A 16,144-nucleotide genomic window follows, 5' to 3' on the forward strand; every position below is an offset into this window, starting at 1 on the left:
CATCCGTCTTAAGCGACGCTGTCACGGTTGCTGACGCGCCTGGGCGGCGACGAAAAAATTGACATCGTGCATGAGGGGCTGCTGCGGTTGGCGATCTGGCGGCTGACCTCGCCGAACGGCGGCGAACGGTCGACGCTCATGACGCTGGATATCGACGGTCTGCCGATTGAAGTGTTCGGTCACTAGGGTGGCTCGGCCTTCCACGGCCATGTCGGGGCCCGCATGCATCGCGTGCGGGTCGGTCAGGTGCTGCTGGCCACCAGCGCCCACGGGCACCCGCTGGTCTATGCGGTCAACCTAGCCGCCGGCGCTGTCACCATCATATATACGCCGCCGGCCTCACCGAGGTGATAGGCGGCCGTGTGGGTCAGGTGGAGAACGCCGCCGAGATCGGCCTGGAGCACAACCTGGGGCTGACCTGCGACCCGGTGGGGGCCTGGTGCAGGTGCCCTGCATCGAGCGCAACGCCATCGCCTCGGTGAAGGCGATCAACGCCGCCCAGATGGCGCTGCGCGGCGACGGCGAGCACTTCATCTCCCTGGACAAGGTGATCCGCACCATGCGCGATACCGGGGCCGACATGCAGGAGAAGGACAAGGAGACCTCCCGAGGCGGTCTGGCCGTCAACGCCATCGAGTGCTGAGGCTCAGCGCCGGATGCCGATGGTGCGTCCGGCGAGCTCCGGCCAGGCACCGGCGTCGGCATGGGGCAGGGCGGCGATGGCCTCGGCCACCGGCACCGGGAAGGCGTCGGGGCGGCCGCTCTCCCGGTTCATGCCCATCAGCATCTGCTCGCTGGTGGCCAGCAGATTGCCCTCCTCGTCGAACAGCGTGAAGAAGGCATGCAGCCGCTTGGCGTCGCGGTCCAGCAGGGTCAACGCGACCTCGAGCGGCTGGCCCTGATGGGCCTCGCGGCGGTAGCAGAGGTGGGTCTCCAGGGTGTAGATCGTGTAGCCGTGCCGGTCGCACCCGGGGGCCTCCAGGCCGATACGCTCCATCAGGGGGGCCACGCCAGGGCGAGGACCCCGGCGTATTCGGCGTCGTCTGTATGGCCCGGGCTGTCCTGACATGCCTGAGAGCGACATCCTGTCTTCCCAAATACGACGTCATTGTCGTTATCCATTGGCTTCCCGCCGTCCGATAGGCAAATGTGACATGCTAGATTGCGACACCTTGCGATACCTTTCGCTCTGATCGCGACAGCCAGATACCGGGTGACGTCCGGGTATGGACATTACAACAACCAATCTACGCCCCCCGTGCAGGAGCCTCGTCATGACGACCTCTTTCCAGGCGCCGCAGAAGACGGCCACTCCCCAGGCCATCGGATTTCTACTGCTGGAAAACTTCACCCTCTTCTCCTTGGCTTCCGCTATCGAGCCGCTGCGCATGGCCAACCAGCTCGCCGGCCGGGAGCTCTATCGCTGGTTCACTCTGACGATCGATGGCGAGCCGATTTCCGCTAGCGACGGCCTCAAGGTCACACCGGATGCGGCGATCACGGTGCCCCTGTCGCTGGACATGGTGGTGGTCTGTGGCGGAGTGGGGCCGGCGCGCGCGGTACAGCGCGAGCATATCGCCTGGCTGCAGGGTCAGGCGCGCCTCTCCCGGCGGTTGGGAGGGGTTTGCACCGGCAGCTGGGCGCTGGCCAAGGCTGGACTGCTGGATGGCTATGAGATCAGCATCCACTGGGAGTGTCTGGCCGCCATGCAGGAGGCCTTCCCGCGAGTGGCATTGACCACCCGGCTCTTCTCCATCGACCGCGACCGGGCCACCGCCTCGGGTGGCACCGCGCCTCTGGACATGATGCTCAGCCTGATCGGGCGCGACCATGGCCGTGAGCTCTCGGCGGGGATTTCCGAGATGTTCATCTGCGACCGGATGCGAGGAGAGCAGGACCAGCAGCGGGTGCCTCTCAAGCACATGTTGGGTACCACCCAGCCCAAGCTGCTGGAGATCGTCGCCCTGATGGAGGCCAACCTGGAGGAGCCCATCGGCCTCGACGAGCTGGCCGACTACGTGGATATCTCCCGTCGCCAGCTGGAGCGGCTGTTCCAAAAGTACCTGCACTGCTCGCCGTCGCGCTACTACCTGAAACTGCGCCTTACCCGGGCCCGTCAGCTGCTCAAGCAGACCTCGCTTTCAATCATCGAGGTGGCCTCGGCCTGTGGCTTCGTCTCCACGCCGCACTTCTCCAAGTGTTACCGGGAGTACTTCGGCGTACCGCCGCGGGACGAGCGCCAGGGCATCGGCTCTCCGACGCCGTCCACCGAGCCTCTACGCTCTGCGGCTCTGGCCGGTGCGGACCCGCAACACCTTGCCGAGGCGCCCGTCTCGAGCGCGGTCCTGGCCCTGGTCCAGGCTCAGGGCGAGCCTACCTATGCAAGCGTGCCCCTCTAGCGCGGCCGCCTGTCCTCGAGTTGGCCCGGCTGCCTGTGGGAGCCGGCGTCACTCACTCTCCTGCTGATCTCCTGATAGCGATCCAGGACGCCTCCGGAATCGATACATGGGGCCCGCATCGCGGGCCCTTGTCGCGATTGCGACACCTCTGACGTTTTTGGAATTTTCGCCGTCGTTTCCAGGTGCTGAGCCGGTGTGTGCCGGCGCTATGCTGCCGGCACGTCAACGACATTGCCGGAGTACCTCCCATGACCCCCCGCGAACTGCACGACGACGCCATCGTTATCGACGGCCTGATCATCGCCAAATGGAACCGTGAGCTCTTCGAGGACATGCGTCGCGGCGGCCTCACCGCCGCCAACTGCACCGTCTCGGTGTGGGAGGGCTTCCAGGCCACCGTCGACAATATCGTCAAGTCCAACCAGCTGATGGCCGAGTGCAGCGACCTGGTGCGCCCGGTGCGCACCACCGCGGATATCACCCGGGCCAAGGAGGAGGGCAAGACCGGCATCATCTATGGCTTCCAGAACGCCCACGCCTTCGAGGACCAGATCGGCTACGTGGAGATCTTCAAGCAGCTGGGCGTGGGCATCGTGCAGATGTGCTACAACACCCAGAACCTGGTGGGCACCGGCTGCTACGAGCGCGACGGCGGCCTCTCCGGCTTCGGTCGCGAGATCGTCGCCGAGATGAACCGCGTCGGTATCATGTGCGACCTCTCCCACGTGGGCGCCAAGACCTCCGAGGAGGTGATCCTCGAATCGCAGAAGCCGGTCTGCTACTCCCACTGCCTGCCCTCCGGCCTCAAGGAGCACCCCCGCAACAAGTCCGACGAGGAGCTGAAGTTCATCGCCGACCACGGCGGCTTCGTCGGCGTCACCATGTTCACCCCCTTCCTGCGTGCCGGCGTCGACGCCACCGTCGACGACTATGTCGAGGCCATCGAGTACGTGATGAACATCGTCGGCGAGGACGCCATCGGCATCGGCACCGACTTCACCCAGGGGCACGGCCAGGACTTCTTCGAGTGGCTGACCCACGACAAGGGCTATGCCCGCCGCCTGACCCGCTTCGGCAAGATCATCAACCCCGAGGGCATCCGCACCATCGGCGAGTTCCCCAACCTGACCGAGGCGCTGCTGAAGCGCGGCTTCAGCGAATCCCAGGTGCGCAAGATCATGGGCGAGAACTGGGTGCGGGTCCTGAAGGATGTGTGGGGCGCCTGAGGGGTAGACAACACCTCTGCGTCTGAGGGGCGCCGGGGGCAGGCCGAAGAGGAGGTCATTTGCCATGGATGGCAAATGTAGCGCCCAGGGATGGGTTTACAGCGCCTCCTCGTAGGCCTGCCGCCGGAAAGCCCCGAGCGGTGCCGCCAAAGGCAATGGTCTTGCCTGCTACGACATAACAATCATCAAGATTCGAGGAATTCAACCGTGACCAAGATGGCCCCCGAACTGCCTATCGAAGTGGATCGCGACACCGGCGTCTGGACCACCGACGCCCTGCCGATGCTCTATGTGCCGCGCCACTTCTTTATCAATAACCACGTGGCCGTGGAGGAGGCCCTGGGCGCCGAGACCTACGCCGAGATCCTCTACCACGCGGGCTACAAGAGCGCCTGGCACTGGTGCGAGCAGGAGGCCGAGTGCCACGGCCTCGAGGGTGAGGCGGTGTTTGAGCACTACATGACCCGTCTCTCCCAGCGCGGCTGGGGCAAGTTCATTACCGAGGCCATCGACCTCGATGCCGGCACCTGCCGGGTGCGCCTGGAGCACAGCGCCTTCGTCTACCAACTGGGCAAGGTGGGGCGCAAGGTGGAGTACATGTTCACCGGCTGGTTCGCCGGCGCCATGGACCAGATCCTCGCCGCCCGCGGCAGCGACCTGCGCACCGTCGCCGAGCAGACCCAGAGCGCCGCCGAAGAGGGCTGCGAGGTGGGCTATTTCGAGACCAAGCCGCTGACCGGCGCCGCCCGCTAAGCCCCGGGAACGAGGAGAGAGAACCATGGCATTCGACGCGATCTTCCAGCCGATCGAGATCGGCAAGCTCACCATCCGTAACCGGGTCGTCAGCACCGCCCACGCCGAGGTGCATGCCACCGACGGCGGCATGACCACCGACCGCTACGTCAAGTACTACGAGGAGAAGGCCAAGGGCGGCTGTGGCCTCGCCATCTGCGGCGGCTCCTCGGTGGTCTCCATCGACAGCCCTCAGGGGTGGTGGAGCTCGGTGAACCTCTCCACCGACCGGATCATCCCGCACTTCCAGAACCTCGCCGATGCCGTCCACAAGCACGGCGGCAAGATCATGATCCAGATCACCCATATGGGGCGCCGCTCCCGCTGGGACGGTTACGACTGGTCGACCCTGCTGTCGCCCTCCGGCATCCGCGAGCCGGTGCACCGCTCCACCTGCAAGACCATCGAGGAGGAGGAGATCTGGCGCATCATCGGTGACTTCGCCCAGGCCGCGCGCCGGGCCAAGGAAGGGGGCCTCGACGGCGTCGAGCTCTCCGCCGTGCACCAGCACCTAATCGACCAGTTCTGGAGCCCGCGGGTCAACAAGCGCGAGGACCAGTGGGGCGGCAGCTTCGAGAACCGCATGCGCTTCGGCATGGAGGTGCTCAAGGCGGTGCGCGCCGAGGTGGGCGACGACTTCGTGGTGGGCATGCGCATCTGTGGCGACGAGTTCCACCCGGACGGCCTCTCCCACGAGGACATGAAGCAGATCGCCGCCTACTACGATGCCACCGGCATGCTCGACTTCTTCGGCGTGATCGGCTCCGGCTGCGACACCCACAACACCCTGGCCAACGTCATTCCCAACATGTCCTACCCGCCGGAGCCCTTCCTGCACCTGGCGGCGGGCATCAAGGAAGTGGTCAGCGTGCCGGTGATCCACGCCCAGAACATCAAGGACCCCAACCAGGCCCAGCGCATCCTGGAGGGCGGCTATGTAGACCTGGTGGGCATGACCCGGGCCCATATCGCCGACCCGCATATCATCGCCAAGATCAAGATGGGCCAGATCGACCAGATCAAGCAGTGCGTGGGCGCCAACTACTGCATCGACCGCCAGTACCAGGGACTGGACGTGCTGTGCATCCAGAACGCCGCCACCTCCCGCGAGTACATGGGTCTGCCCCATATCATCGAGAAGTCCGAGGGGCCCAAGCGCAAGGTGGTAGTGGTGGGCGGTGGTCCCGGTGGCATGGAGGCGGCCCGCGTCGCCGCCGAGCGCGGCCATGACGTCACCCTGTTCGAGGCCGCGGAAGCGCTGGGCGGGCAGATCACCATCGCCGCCCAGGCCCCCCAGCGCGACCAGATCGCCGGTATCACCCGCTGGTATCAGCTGGAGCTGGTGCGCCTGGGCGTCGACCTGCGCCTGGGCACCCGCGCCGACGAGGCGACCCTGCTCGACCTGCGCCCGGATATCGTGGTGCTGGCCACCGGCGGCCAGCCCTTCCTCAGCCAGTACCCGGAGTGGGGCTACTCGGAGACTCCCGAGGAGAGCCTGGTGGTCAGCACCTGGGATGTGCTCAGCGGCAAGGTCGCCCCGGGCAAGAACGTGCTGATCTACGACGCCATCTGCGAGTTCTCCGGCGTCTCGGCGGCGGACTTCCTGGCCGACAAGGGCGCCAAGGTGGAGATCGTCACCGACGATATCAAGCCAGGCGCGGCGGTGGGTGGCACCACCTTCCCGACCTACTACCGCAGCCTCTACGAGAAGGAGGTGATCATGACCTCCGACCTGATGCTGCATAAGGTCTACCGGGAGGGCGATGGCCTGGTGGCGGTGCTCGAAAACGAGTACACCGGCGCCTTGGAGGAGCGGGTGGTCGACCAGGTGGTGGTGGAGAACGGCGTGCGTCCCGACGAGGCCCTCTACTACGCCCTCAAGGAGCAGTCCCGCAACAAGGGCCAGCTGGATCTGGAGGCACTCTACGCCATCCAGCCCCAGCCCTGCCTGTCTGAGGAGAGAGCCGAAGCGGGGGACGGTTTCCTGCTGTTCCGCCTGGGCGACTGCACGGCGCCGCGTAACACCCACGCGGCGATCTACGATGCCTTGCGGATCTGCAAGGACTTCTGAGTTGGGCGAAAGCCACCAACGACTGAGGGGCGCCGGGGGCAGGCCGCAGCGAGGGTCATTTGCCAGGGGTGAGGCGGAATCAGAAGAACATGTTCTTCCCGCCGAACGGGTTGGCCATGGATGGCCAGCCCAGGCCCTGCAAGCGGCGCAGGATGCGAGAGCGCCGCTGGGCAAATGTAGCGCCCAGGGATGGGTTCACAGCGCCCTCGCGCAGGCCTGTCGCCGGAACAGCCCCGATGCCAAAACCAACGGCTCCTGAGACGAGGTGAGCACCATGCTCGACACCCTCCTGCCGATTCTGATCTTCTCCGCCCTGGCACTGGCGGCCATCGGCGCCGTGCGGCGCGTTCGTCTATGGCGTCAGGGACGGCCCTCCGCCGTGCCGCTGCTCAAGGGCCTGGCGGCCCTGCCGCGCCGTTATCTGGTGGATCTGCACCATGTGGTGGAGCGCGACAAGGTGATGTCCAACACCCACGTGGCCACCGCCGGTGGCTTCGTGGCCGCCGCCGTGCTGATGATCCTGGTGCATGGCCTGGGGCTCGCCAATCCGATATTGGGCGGGCTGCTGCTGGCGGCCAGCGCCACCATGTTCGTGGGTAGCTGCTTCGTGGCCCGGCGCCGGCGCAATCCGCCGGCGCGGCTCTCCAAGGGGCCCTGGATGCGCCTGCCCAAGAGCCTCATGGCCTTCTCGGTCGGCGTCTTCCTGATCACCCTGCCCACGGTGGGGATCCTGCCCGCGGATGCCGGTCACTGGCTGCTGGCGCTGGTATTGAGCGCCCTGGTGGTCTGGGGCCTGGGCGAGCTGGTCTTCGGTATGGCCTGGGGCGGGCCCATGAAGCACGCCTTCGCCGGCGCCCTGCACCTGGCCTTCCATCGTCGCGCCGAGCGCTTCGGCGAGGGCAACCGCTCCACCGGCCTCAAGGCACTGGACCTGGAGGACGAGGCGGCGCCGCTCGGCGTCGAGAAACCCGCCGACTTCACCTGGAACCAGCTGCTCGGCTTCGACGCCTGCGTGCAGTGCGGGCGCTGCGAGGCGGTGTGCCCGGCCTTCGCCGCCGGCCAGCCCCTCAACCCCAAGAAGCTGATCCAGGACATGGTGGTGGGCCTGGCCGGGGGCAGCGATGCCAAATACGCCGGCAGTCCCCACCCTTCACAAGGGCTTGGCGGCAAGCCGGTGGGCGAGCACTTTGGGGCTCCCCATGGGCCCATCGTGGCCCCTGACCCGATGACGGGCGGCAAGGCCCTGGTGGATGCCGAGACTCTCTGGTCCTGCACCACCTGCCGTGCCTGCGTGGAGGAGTGCCCGATGATGATCGAGCACGTGGATGCCATCGTCGATATGCGCCGCCACCTGACCCTGGAGCGGGGCCAGACCCCCAACAAGGGCGCCGAGGTGCTCGATAACCTGATCGCCACCGACAATCCCGGCGGCTTCGCTCCCGGCTCGCGGCTGCACTGGGCCGCTGACCTCGACCTGCCGCTGATCGCCGATCTGCAACAGGTCGACGTCCTGCTGTGGCTCGGCGACGGTGCCTTCGATATGCGCAACCAGCGCACGCTTCGCGCCTTGGTCAAGGTGCTGCGTGCGGCGGAGGTGGACTTCGCGGTGCTCGGCAACGAAGAGCGCGACAGCGGTGACGTGGCGAGGCGGCTGGGCGACGAGGCGACCTTCCAGTCCTTGGCGAAGCGCAATATCGCCACCCTGTCCCAGTATCGCTTCCTGCGCATCGTCACCTGCGATCCCCACAGCTTCCATGTGCTGAGTAACGAGTACGGCGAGCTGGGCGGCCACTATACGGTGTTTCACCACAGCACCTTTATCGCCGAACTGTATGACGCCGGCCGGCTGGCCTTCGCCCCCTGGAAGGGCGGCAAGGTCACCTATCACGACCCCTGTTACCTGGGTCGCTACAACGGCGAGTACGAGGCGCCGCGCAACGTGCTCAAGGCGCTGGGCATCGAGGTCAAGGAGATGGAACGCTCCGGCTTCCGCTCGCGCTGCTGCGGCGGCGGCGGTGGCGCGCCGATCACCGATATCCCCGGCGAGCGGCGGATTCCGGATATGCGCATGAATGACGTCAAGGAGAGCGGCGCCGAGCTGGTGGCGGTGGGCTGTCCCCAGTGCACCGCCATGCTGGAGGGGGTGGTCGACGCCAGCGCCGAGGTGCGCGATATCGCCGAGCTGGTGGCCGACGCCCTGGTGATGCGGCCCGCCGGCGGGGCGGTCGATGCGACCCGCCGGCCCGCCGGCAAGACCACCGCCGAGGAGGTGATCTGATGAGCGAGATTCGTCGTCGCGACCCACGCCGCGAGTGGATCGCCCGTAACCGCCTGCACCCCGAGCACGCCAGCGTGCTCGCCGAGCAGGGGGGGAGTGCCGCCAGCGAGTGGCTGGGCCCCAATGGGGTAATTCGCAAGAATCCCCGCGCCATCGGCTTTATCGGCCCCAATGGCATCAAGCGCATCGACCGCAGCGGTGCCCAGCAGGGCGGCCAGGTCGCGGGTGGGGCCCGCCAGGGGGCCCAGGATAGCCGCCGCCGGGTGGAGATTCCCGAGCCGGCCTTTCTGGTGGCGGTGGTGCCGGAACTGGCCGGCGGACGCCTCTCCGGACACGACAAGGACCTGCTGGGGCTGGCCCGGCGCCTGGCCGATGCCGACTCCGAGCGCCCCGGCGCCGTGCTGGCCGTGGTATTCGGCGAGCACAAGGAGGAGGGATTCGGCGAGGCGGGCATCGATCGGCTGCTGCACCTCGCCGACGATACCTACGCCGGCTTCGCCCCCGAAGCGCGCCTGGCGGCACTGGCCGCCGTGGAGCGGGAGCTGGCGCCGCGGCACTGGCTGCTCCCCGACTCGCCCCTGGGCGGGGCCGACCTGGGACGGCGCCTGGCACTGCGCCTGGGCGAGCGCCCCGCCACCGGGGTCTGGCAAATCGAGGCCGATGGCGCTGCGCCCCTGGGCTGGCGCTGCACCGCCCGCGGCGCGGCGGAGAGCCTGGATATCCAGCGGCCCCTGCCGCGCCTCGCCCTGGCGCTGGCCGAGTGTGCCGAGCCGGTGGACGAGACCCGTCATGCCGCCGCGCCGCTGAGCCTGGCGGAGACGATTCCCAGCGCCTTCTCGCGGATCGAGGATCTGGGTCAGGTGGCGGTGGACCCCGCCGGAGTGGCGCTGGCCGAGGCGGAGTTCATCCTCTCCGGGGGCAACGGCGTCAAGGATTGGGAGGGCTTCCATCACGCCGCCAAGGTGCTGGGGGCGACGGAAGGCGCTTCCCGGGTGGCGGTGGACGACGGTTTCATGGCCCGCGATCGCCAGGTGGGGGCCACCGGCACCTGGGTCACCGCCCGGGTCTATCTGGCGGTGGGCATCAGTGGCGCCATCCAGCATCTGCAGGGCATTCAGAGCTGCGACAAGGTGGTGGCCATCAACCTCGACCCCGGTTGCGACATGATCAAGCGTGCCGACCTGGCGGTGATCGGCGATAGCGCCGCGATCCTCGCCGCCCTGGTGGCCAGAGTGGAACAGCAGCGAGGAGGGCAGCGCGATGCAGCCTGAGCAGCAGGGAATCGAGGTGGCGGTACTGGTCTCGGTGGGGCGCCACCCCATCACCGGGCGCGCGCGGCGCGCCGATCAGGATGCCCGGGGCCTGGAGCTGGCCCTGGGCCTGGAGCGCCAGTTGCCCGGCAGCCGGGTCAGCCTGCTGCATGCCGGTCCGCGCGGTGAAGAGAGTGAATCGGCGCTGCGTGGCTACCTGGGCATGGGGCTGGAGCGCCTGACCCTGCTGGAGCAGGCCGAGGGCAGCGATGCCATCCCGGCCCTGGCCGAGCACCTGGCCGCGGCGGCGCCGCAGCTGGTGATCACCGGCGCCCGGGCCGAGCGCGGCGAAGGCTCGGGGCTGTTGCCCTATGCCCTGGCCGAGCGCCTGGGCTGGCCGCTGGTCAATGGCCTGGCCGCGGTGGAGTCGATCGAGAACGGCGTGGCGACCCTGCTCCAGGCCCTGCCCCGGGGCCAGCGGCGGCGGCTCAAGGTGCGCCTGCCGGCCATCGTCAGCGTGGACGGGGCGACGCCGGTGGCGCGCCAGAGCGCCTTCGGCCCGGCCCGGCGGGCCGAGCTCGTGGCGACCTCGGCACCCGCCGAGGCGGACCGGGAGCTGGCCGAGTGGCAGCTGGCCCCGGCCCGCAAGCGCCCCAAGCGCCTGAAGATCATCAAGGCCGCCTCGGCGCGAGACCGCTTCAAGGCCGCCGCCGCCAAGGCGGAGGGTGGGGGTGGCCAGGTGCTCAAGGGTGTCTCGGCGGAGCAGGGCGCCGAGGCGATCCTCAAGCTGCTGAATGAGGAGGGCGTGCTGCGCTAAGGTCTGTTTCACACCGCGTTTAATCACTCGTTAAAGCCTGCCCTTCCCGGCGGGCTTTCTTGTTGCCAGCTTTTGCCCAAAGGACTATATGTCCGCGAAGCCCTGGAGCCGGAAGCGCTGCTTTTCCAAATGCAAGCCTCTCAGGGCGTGCAGGACTAGCACTGCAATGATTACGGCGCCCCCGAGTAGCGTCGAGGTCGTTGGCGTCTCGCCAAGCATCCACCACACCCAGAGCGTGCCCAGTGCGGTTTCGACCAGATAAAAGAGCGCGACTTCGGTTGAGGGAAGATAGCGGGTTGCGCTGTTGATCAGGACAGTGGCCAACGGCATCTGCACCAGCCCCATCAGCGCCAGCACGCCATAGCTTTGAGCGCCAAGCGCCAGCGGAGACGCCATGGGCAGGGCAATCGCCGCCGAGAGCAGCCCACCGCCGGCAATCACCGCGACAGGGTCGATCGAGGGGTAGCGGCGTAGCAGGGTCAGGTTACCCCCGATGGCGGCCGCGGCGCCCAGGGCATACAGATTGCCCACCAGCATGCCCTGGGCGCCGTCCCCCATAAAGACTAGTCCCATGCCCAGCATGCATACGGCAATCGCCCCCAGGGTGCGTAGAGGCACCTTCTCATGTAAAAAAACGCGTGAAAGCAGCGCCGCGAAAAGCGGCGCCGAGCTCAGGATGACCACGACATTGGCCACGTTGGTGTTCATGACGGCCAGTACGAAGAGGGTTGATATCAGGCCCAGAAGCAGCGCCGAAAAAAATGATGCGCTCATGTTGCTGCGTAGCGTTGCCAGCCGATTGCCAACGCCGCACAGCGCTCCCAGTACGCAGAACATCAAGAATCCGCGCCAGAACACGATGGACCAGCCATCGGCATGGGCAAGGCGGATCAGCAGGCCATCGAAACTGAGAACCACCACGCCCAGGATCACCATGAGCAGTCCTTGCCGGTAAGGATTTGCCTGCATTGCCTTTTCTCCCAGCGTCAAAATAAGACAACCGCCCGCGAGATAAGCGGGCGGTTGCGAACGGCCGGATTACTTAGTTTTTATCGACAAGGCCGGCGCTTGAAGAGGTTGCCAGCCGCCGCTGTTCTTCGCGCAGGCCTTTGACCAGGCTGAAGGCCATCACTAGCAGGATCAGCGTGAAGGGCAGGCCGGTGGCCACGGCGCCGGCTTGGAGGGCACCCAGTGCCGTGCTGCCGCCGCCGTAGAGCAGGATGGCGGCGATCACCCCTTCCAGGGTGGCCCAGAAGACCCGCTGGCCACGCGGTGCATCGGTCTTGCCGCCGGCGGTGATGTTGTCGATCACCAGCGAACCGGAATCCGACGACGTCACGAAGAAGATCAGCACCAGCAGGATCGCCAGGCTGGAGGTGAGGGTGGTCAGCGGCAGATGCTCGAGCATCTGGAACATCGCCAGGGAGACGTCGCTGATGCCGTTCGCCAGTTCGCCGACACCGGCTGCCGACTGGGCCAGGGCAGTGCCACCGAAGGCGCTCATCCAGACGATGGTGACCAGGGTCGGCACCACCAGCACGGCGATCAGGAATTCCCGCACGGTGCGCCCCCGGGAGACCCGGGCGATGAACATGCCGACGAAGGGCGACCAGGAGATCCACCAGGCCCAGTAGAAGACCGTCCAGCCGTGGTACCAGGTGGTGTCGTCGCGGCCGATCCAGTTGGAGAGCGGCACGATGTGTTCCACATAGGCCAGGGTGGTGCTCCAGAGGTTGTTGACGAACAGCAGCACGCCGCCGGTCACCACCACGAAGGTGAGCAGGCCCAGCGCGATCACCATATTGATGTTGGAGAACAGCTTCACGCCCCCGTCGATGCCCCGCCATACCGAGAACAGCGCCACCACGGTGACCCCGACGATGATGGCGATCTGGGTGCCCAGGGTGTTGGGAATGTCGAACAGGTAGTTGAGGCCGCCGGCGGCCTGGGAGGCGCCGAAGCCCAGCGAGGTGGCCAGGCCGAAGATGGTCGCCAGCACCGCCACGATGTCGATGACATGGCCGAACCAGCCGCGAACCCGGTCGCCGAGGATCGGCGTGAAGGCCGAACGCAGGCTCATTGGCATGCCGCGGTTGTAGGCGAAGAAGGCCAGGGAGAGGCCGACCACGCCGTAGATCGCCCAGGGGTGCAGGCCCCAGTGAAACATGGTCGCGCCCAGGGCGGCACTGGCCCCTTCCGGGGTGCCGGCGGCGGCGTTGAGCGGGGTGCCGTACCAGTCGGTGTAGTAGGCCACCGGCTCCGCCACGCTCCAGAACATCAGGCCGATGCCCATGCCGGCGGCGAACAGCATGGCGAACCAGGAGGTGGTCGAGTACTCCGGCCGGGCCGAGTCGCCGCCCAGGCGGATGCGCCCCAGGGGCAGCACGATCAGCACCAGGCAGAGAGCCACGAAGAGGTTGCCGGCGATCATGAACAGCCAGTCGAAATGCTCGATGGACCAGCCGCGGGCAGCGCCTAACTGGCTGTTGGCAGCGTCGGGATAGATCAGGGCGTAGAGGATAAAGGCCAGGATGGCCAGGGCGGAGAGGGGAAACACGGGGTTATGGAAGTCCAGGCCCAGCAACTGGGTATTGTCCTGCCCTGGCGACAGGATGGGGTCATCGTCTTGCGTCATGTGGGTTCCTCGGCAGTTGTTATTTGTTCATTGCTTGAGGTCCGGGTGCGGGGGTGCCACGCCTCGGCCCGCGCATTGTTGTGCACGCCGAGCGTAGTGAGTGTCGCGAAAGCGACCTGTGGCTATCCGTTTGCACACGCCGATGCCTCATCGTGCCGAGGATGTCGTGATCAGGCATAGCGGTGACTCATGGAGTGATCATCCCGGTGAGCATTGCCGCTATGGTCTCTGTGTAGTGCTAGGCTTCGTCTGAAAAGTCGGCGAGCGAAGGCCAGACAAGGCAAAAATCAGCGAAAAGACGGAGTTTACGGGGTGTAAATGAGTACTTTGAGCTGATTTTTAACGCCGTATGGCCAAGCGCAGGCAGTTTTCGGACAAAGCCTAGCGTCACACCGAGAACAATACAGAGGAAGCCAGCCATGAGCGCAGCCAATCGCGGCGTCGTCTATAAGGGTCCGGGGCAAGTCGCCGTCGAATCCATTCCCTATCCCGAGCTCGCCATCGGTAATCGCAAATGCGACCACGGCGTGATTCTCAAGGTGGTTACCACCAATATCTGCGGCAGCGACCAGCACATGGTACGCGGTCGAACCACCGCACCCTCCGGGTTGGTGCTGGGCCACGAGATCACCGGCCTGGTGGTCGAGTGCGGCCGCGACGTCGAATTCATTCAGCCCGGGGACCTGGTATCGGTACCCTTCAATATCGCCTGCGGTCGCTGCCGCAACTGCAAGGAAGGCAATACCGGCATCTGCCTCAACGTTAACCCGGCGCGCCCCGGTGCCGCCTACGGCTATGTCGACATGGGCGGCTGGGTCGGCGGCCAGACCGAGTACGTCATGGTGCCCTATGCCGACTTCAACCTGCTGAAGTTCCCGGACGCCGACCAGGCCATGGAGAAGATCCGTGACCTGACCCTGCTTTCCGACATCTTCCCCACCGGCTTCCACGGCTGTGTGACCGCTGGCGTTGGCCCGGGCTCCACCGTCTATATCGCCGGTGCCGGCCCGGTGGGCCTGGCCGCGGCGGTCTCCGCCCAGCTGCTGGGCGCGGCCTGCGTGATCGTCGGCGACATGATCGAGGAGCGCCTGGCCCAGGCGAGGAGCTTCGGCTGCGAGACCATCGATCTGACCCAGGACGGCGACATGGCCGACAAGATCGAGGTGATCCTCGGCGAGCGCGAGGTCGATGCCTTCGTCGACTGCGTCGGCTTCGAGGCTCATGCCTGCGGCTGCAACCACGGCAAGGAGGCGCCCGCCGCCGTCCTCAACTCGGCGATGGAGATGACCCGCGCCGGCGGCCAGATCGGCATTCCGGGCCTCTACGTGACCGAAGACCCGGGGGCGGCCGACGAAGCCGCCAAGCAGGGCGCCCTGAGCATGCGTTTCGGCCTCGGCTGGGCCAAGTCCCACTCCTTTCACACCGGCCAGTGCCCGGTGATGAAGTACCATCGTCCGCTGATGCAGGCGATCCTCTTCGGCAAGGTCAAGATCGCCGATGCGGTGAATGTCCAGATGATCACCCTGGATCAGGCCCCCCAGGGCTACGCCGACTTCGATGGAGGCGCCGCCAAGAAATTCGTCATCGACCCTCACGGCAGCGTGGCCGCCTGAAGGTGAGAGATGTCCGCATGACGGCGCCCCACCGGGCGCCGTTTCCCGTGGTGGGGTTCACTCCTGGTCTGAGAGCGACATCGGCATGTCTATGGCGACGTAGGCGGCCCAATAGGACGTTGTCAGCCTGTCGGGGGAGTGCCAACATCCGCCAAGCAAGCCGATCAAGACAATCAAGACAATAACGAGTGCCTCATGACCGTCCAGACCGTGACCCCCAAGCGCCGCTTTCGCGGCAAGCCTCGCGGCCGCGAGCTCGATCCCGGCGTCCTCGCGGGGCTGCGCGAGCTGCTCGGCGATGAGTGCCAGGACCCCTCGCTGCGGCGCCGTGACCGGCTGATCGAGCACCTGCACGCCATTCAGGATGCCCACGGCCACCTGTCACTGGTGAACCTGCGGGCGCTGGCCGCGTACATGAACCTGCCCATGGCGGCGGTCTACGAGACGGCGACGTTTTACGCCCACTTCGACGTGGTCCACGACGACCAGGCGCCGCCGCCGGCGGTCACGGTGCGGGTCTGCGATTCGCTCTCCTGTCAGCTGGCCGGCGCCTCGACCCTCAAGGCGACGCTGGAAGCGGGGCTCGATCCGGCCCAGGTGCGGGTGCTGCGGGCGCCCTGCATGGGGCGCTGCGAGACCGCGCCGGTGGCGGAGGTGGGGCACCACCATGTGCTCTATGCCACCCCCGAGGGGGTCGAGGCGGTGATCGACAGCGGTCACTTCCATCCCGAGGCGATCCTCTGGCAGCGTCTGGCGGATTATCGCGCCGAGGGCGGCTATCGCCTGCTCGCCGACTGTCGTGAGGGGCGCGTGACGGTCGAGGCGCTGATCGAGGCACTCGAGCGCTCCAATCTGCGCGGCCTGGGCGGCGCGGGCTTCCCCACCTTCAAGAAGTGGCACTTCGTGCGTCAGGAGCCTGGTCCACGCTACTGCGCGATCAACGCCGACGAGGGCGAGCCCGGCACCTTCAAGGATCGCTACTATCTGGAGCGGGAACCGCACCGCTTCCTGGAAGGCGCCCTGGTCAGCGCCTGGGCGGTGGAGGCCTGCGCGCTCTATATCT

12 protein-coding genes and 2 pseudogenes are annotated in these 16,144 nt (G+C 66.7%); 11 read left to right on the top strand and 3 right to left on the bottom strand.

Annotated elements, in window-relative coordinates; all coding sequences use genetic code 11:
- Positions 1-12: 12 nt before the first annotated feature.
- Positions 13-183 (top strand): annotated as a pseudogene (locus HOP52_RS03875) (IS1380 family transposase); the annotation flags it as partial.
- Between the two features lie 146 nt (positions 184-329).
- Positions 330-643, top strand: a pseudogene (locus HOP52_RS03880) (L-serine ammonia-lyase, iron-sulfur-dependent, subunit alpha); the annotation flags it as partial.
- A 3-nt stretch (positions 644-646) separates the two neighbouring features.
- On the opposite strand, the gene HOP52_RS03885 reads toward HOP52_RS03880, so the two are convergent.
- Positions 647-1,009, bottom strand: coding sequence for a thioesterase family protein (locus HOP52_RS03885; RefSeq protein ID WP_309674471.1), 363 nt, complete (start codon positions 1,007-1,009; stop codon positions 647-649).
- Between the two features lie 265 nt (positions 1,010-1,274).
- Here HOP52_RS03885 and gbdR point away from each other — a divergent pair, with 265 nt between their 5' ends.
- From gbdR to etfB, 7 genes are all read left to right on the top strand, one after another.
- The gene (gene gbdR / locus HOP52_RS03890) at positions 1,275-2,399 is read left to right on the top strand and encodes a choline metabolism transcriptional regulator GbdR (protein WP_238975950.1); all 1,125 of its coding nucleotides are present in this window, start codon (positions 1,275-1,277) and stop codon (positions 2,397-2,399) included.
- 248 nt (positions 2,400-2,647) lie between these two features.
- Positions 2,648-3,625 carry a dipeptidase gene (locus HOP52_RS03895; protein ID WP_238975951.1) on the top strand — a complete coding sequence of 326 codons (978 nt, stop codon included), beginning with the start codon at positions 2,648-2,650 and terminating at the stop codon, positions 3,623-3,625.
- Between the two features lie 207 nt (positions 3,626-3,832).
- Complete coding sequence (locus HOP52_RS03900) at positions 3,833-4,378, top strand: DUF5943 domain-containing protein (protein ID WP_238975952.1); 546 nt, start codon at positions 3,833-3,835, stop codon at positions 4,376-4,378.
- A 25-nt stretch (positions 4,379-4,403) separates the two neighbouring features.
- Positions 4,404-6,488: a dimethylglycine demethylation protein DgcA gene (gene dgcA, locus HOP52_RS03905; RefSeq protein ID WP_238975953.1), complete on the top strand. Its 2,085-nt coding sequence runs from the start codon at positions 4,404-4,406 to the stop codon at positions 6,486-6,488.
- 274 nt (positions 6,489-6,762) lie between these two features.
- The gene (locus tag HOP52_RS03910) at positions 6,763-8,766 is read left to right on the top strand and encodes a (Fe-S)-binding protein (protein WP_238975954.1); all 2,004 of its coding nucleotides are present in this window, start codon (positions 6,763-6,765) and stop codon (positions 8,764-8,766) included.
- Entirely contained in the window at positions 8,766-10,037 is a 1,272-nt protein-coding gene (gene etfA / locus HOP52_RS03915) for an electron transfer flavoprotein subunit alpha (RefSeq protein ID WP_238975955.1), read from the top strand. Before HOP52_RS03910 ends, etfA begins: the two co-directional genes overlap by 1 nt.
- Positions 10,027-10,833, top strand: a complete 807-nt coding sequence (etfB, locus tag HOP52_RS03920) for an electron transfer flavoprotein subunit beta (protein WP_238975956.1) — start codon at positions 10,027-10,029, stop codon at positions 10,831-10,833. Before etfA ends, etfB begins: the two co-directional genes overlap by 11 nt.
- Before the next feature lie 84 nt (positions 10,834-10,917).
- Here the strand turns inward: etfB and HOP52_RS03925 are convergent, their stop codons facing one another.
- Both HOP52_RS03925 and HOP52_RS03930 read right to left on the bottom strand, forming a co-directional pair.
- Entirely contained in the window at positions 10,918-11,802 is an 885-nt protein-coding gene (locus HOP52_RS03925) for a DMT family transporter (RefSeq protein ID WP_238975957.1), read from the bottom strand.
- A 73-nt stretch (positions 11,803-11,875) separates the two neighbouring features.
- A complete protein-coding gene (locus HOP52_RS03930; RefSeq protein ID WP_238975958.1) occupies positions 11,876-13,468 on the bottom strand; it encodes a BCCT family transporter in 1,593 nt (530 codons plus the stop codon).
- Positions 13,469-13,887: 419 nt separating this feature from the next.
- Here HOP52_RS03930 and fdhA point away from each other — a divergent pair, with 419 nt between their 5' ends.
- Positions 13,888-15,081, top strand: a complete 1,194-nt coding sequence (fdhA, locus tag HOP52_RS03935) for a formaldehyde dehydrogenase, glutathione-independent (RefSeq protein ID WP_238975959.1) — start codon at positions 13,888-13,890, stop codon at positions 15,079-15,081.
- A 195-nt stretch (positions 15,082-15,276) separates the two neighbouring features.
- Positions 15,277-16,144: NAD(P)H-dependent oxidoreductase subunit E (locus HOP52_RS03940; protein ID WP_238975960.1), on the top strand; the 868-nt coding region annotated here is incomplete at its 3' end.

It is taken from the genome of Billgrantia campisalis, from assembly GCF_022341425.1.
Taxonomy (GTDB): Bacteria; Pseudomonadota; Gammaproteobacteria; order Pseudomonadales; family Halomonadaceae; genus Halomonas; species Halomonas campisalis.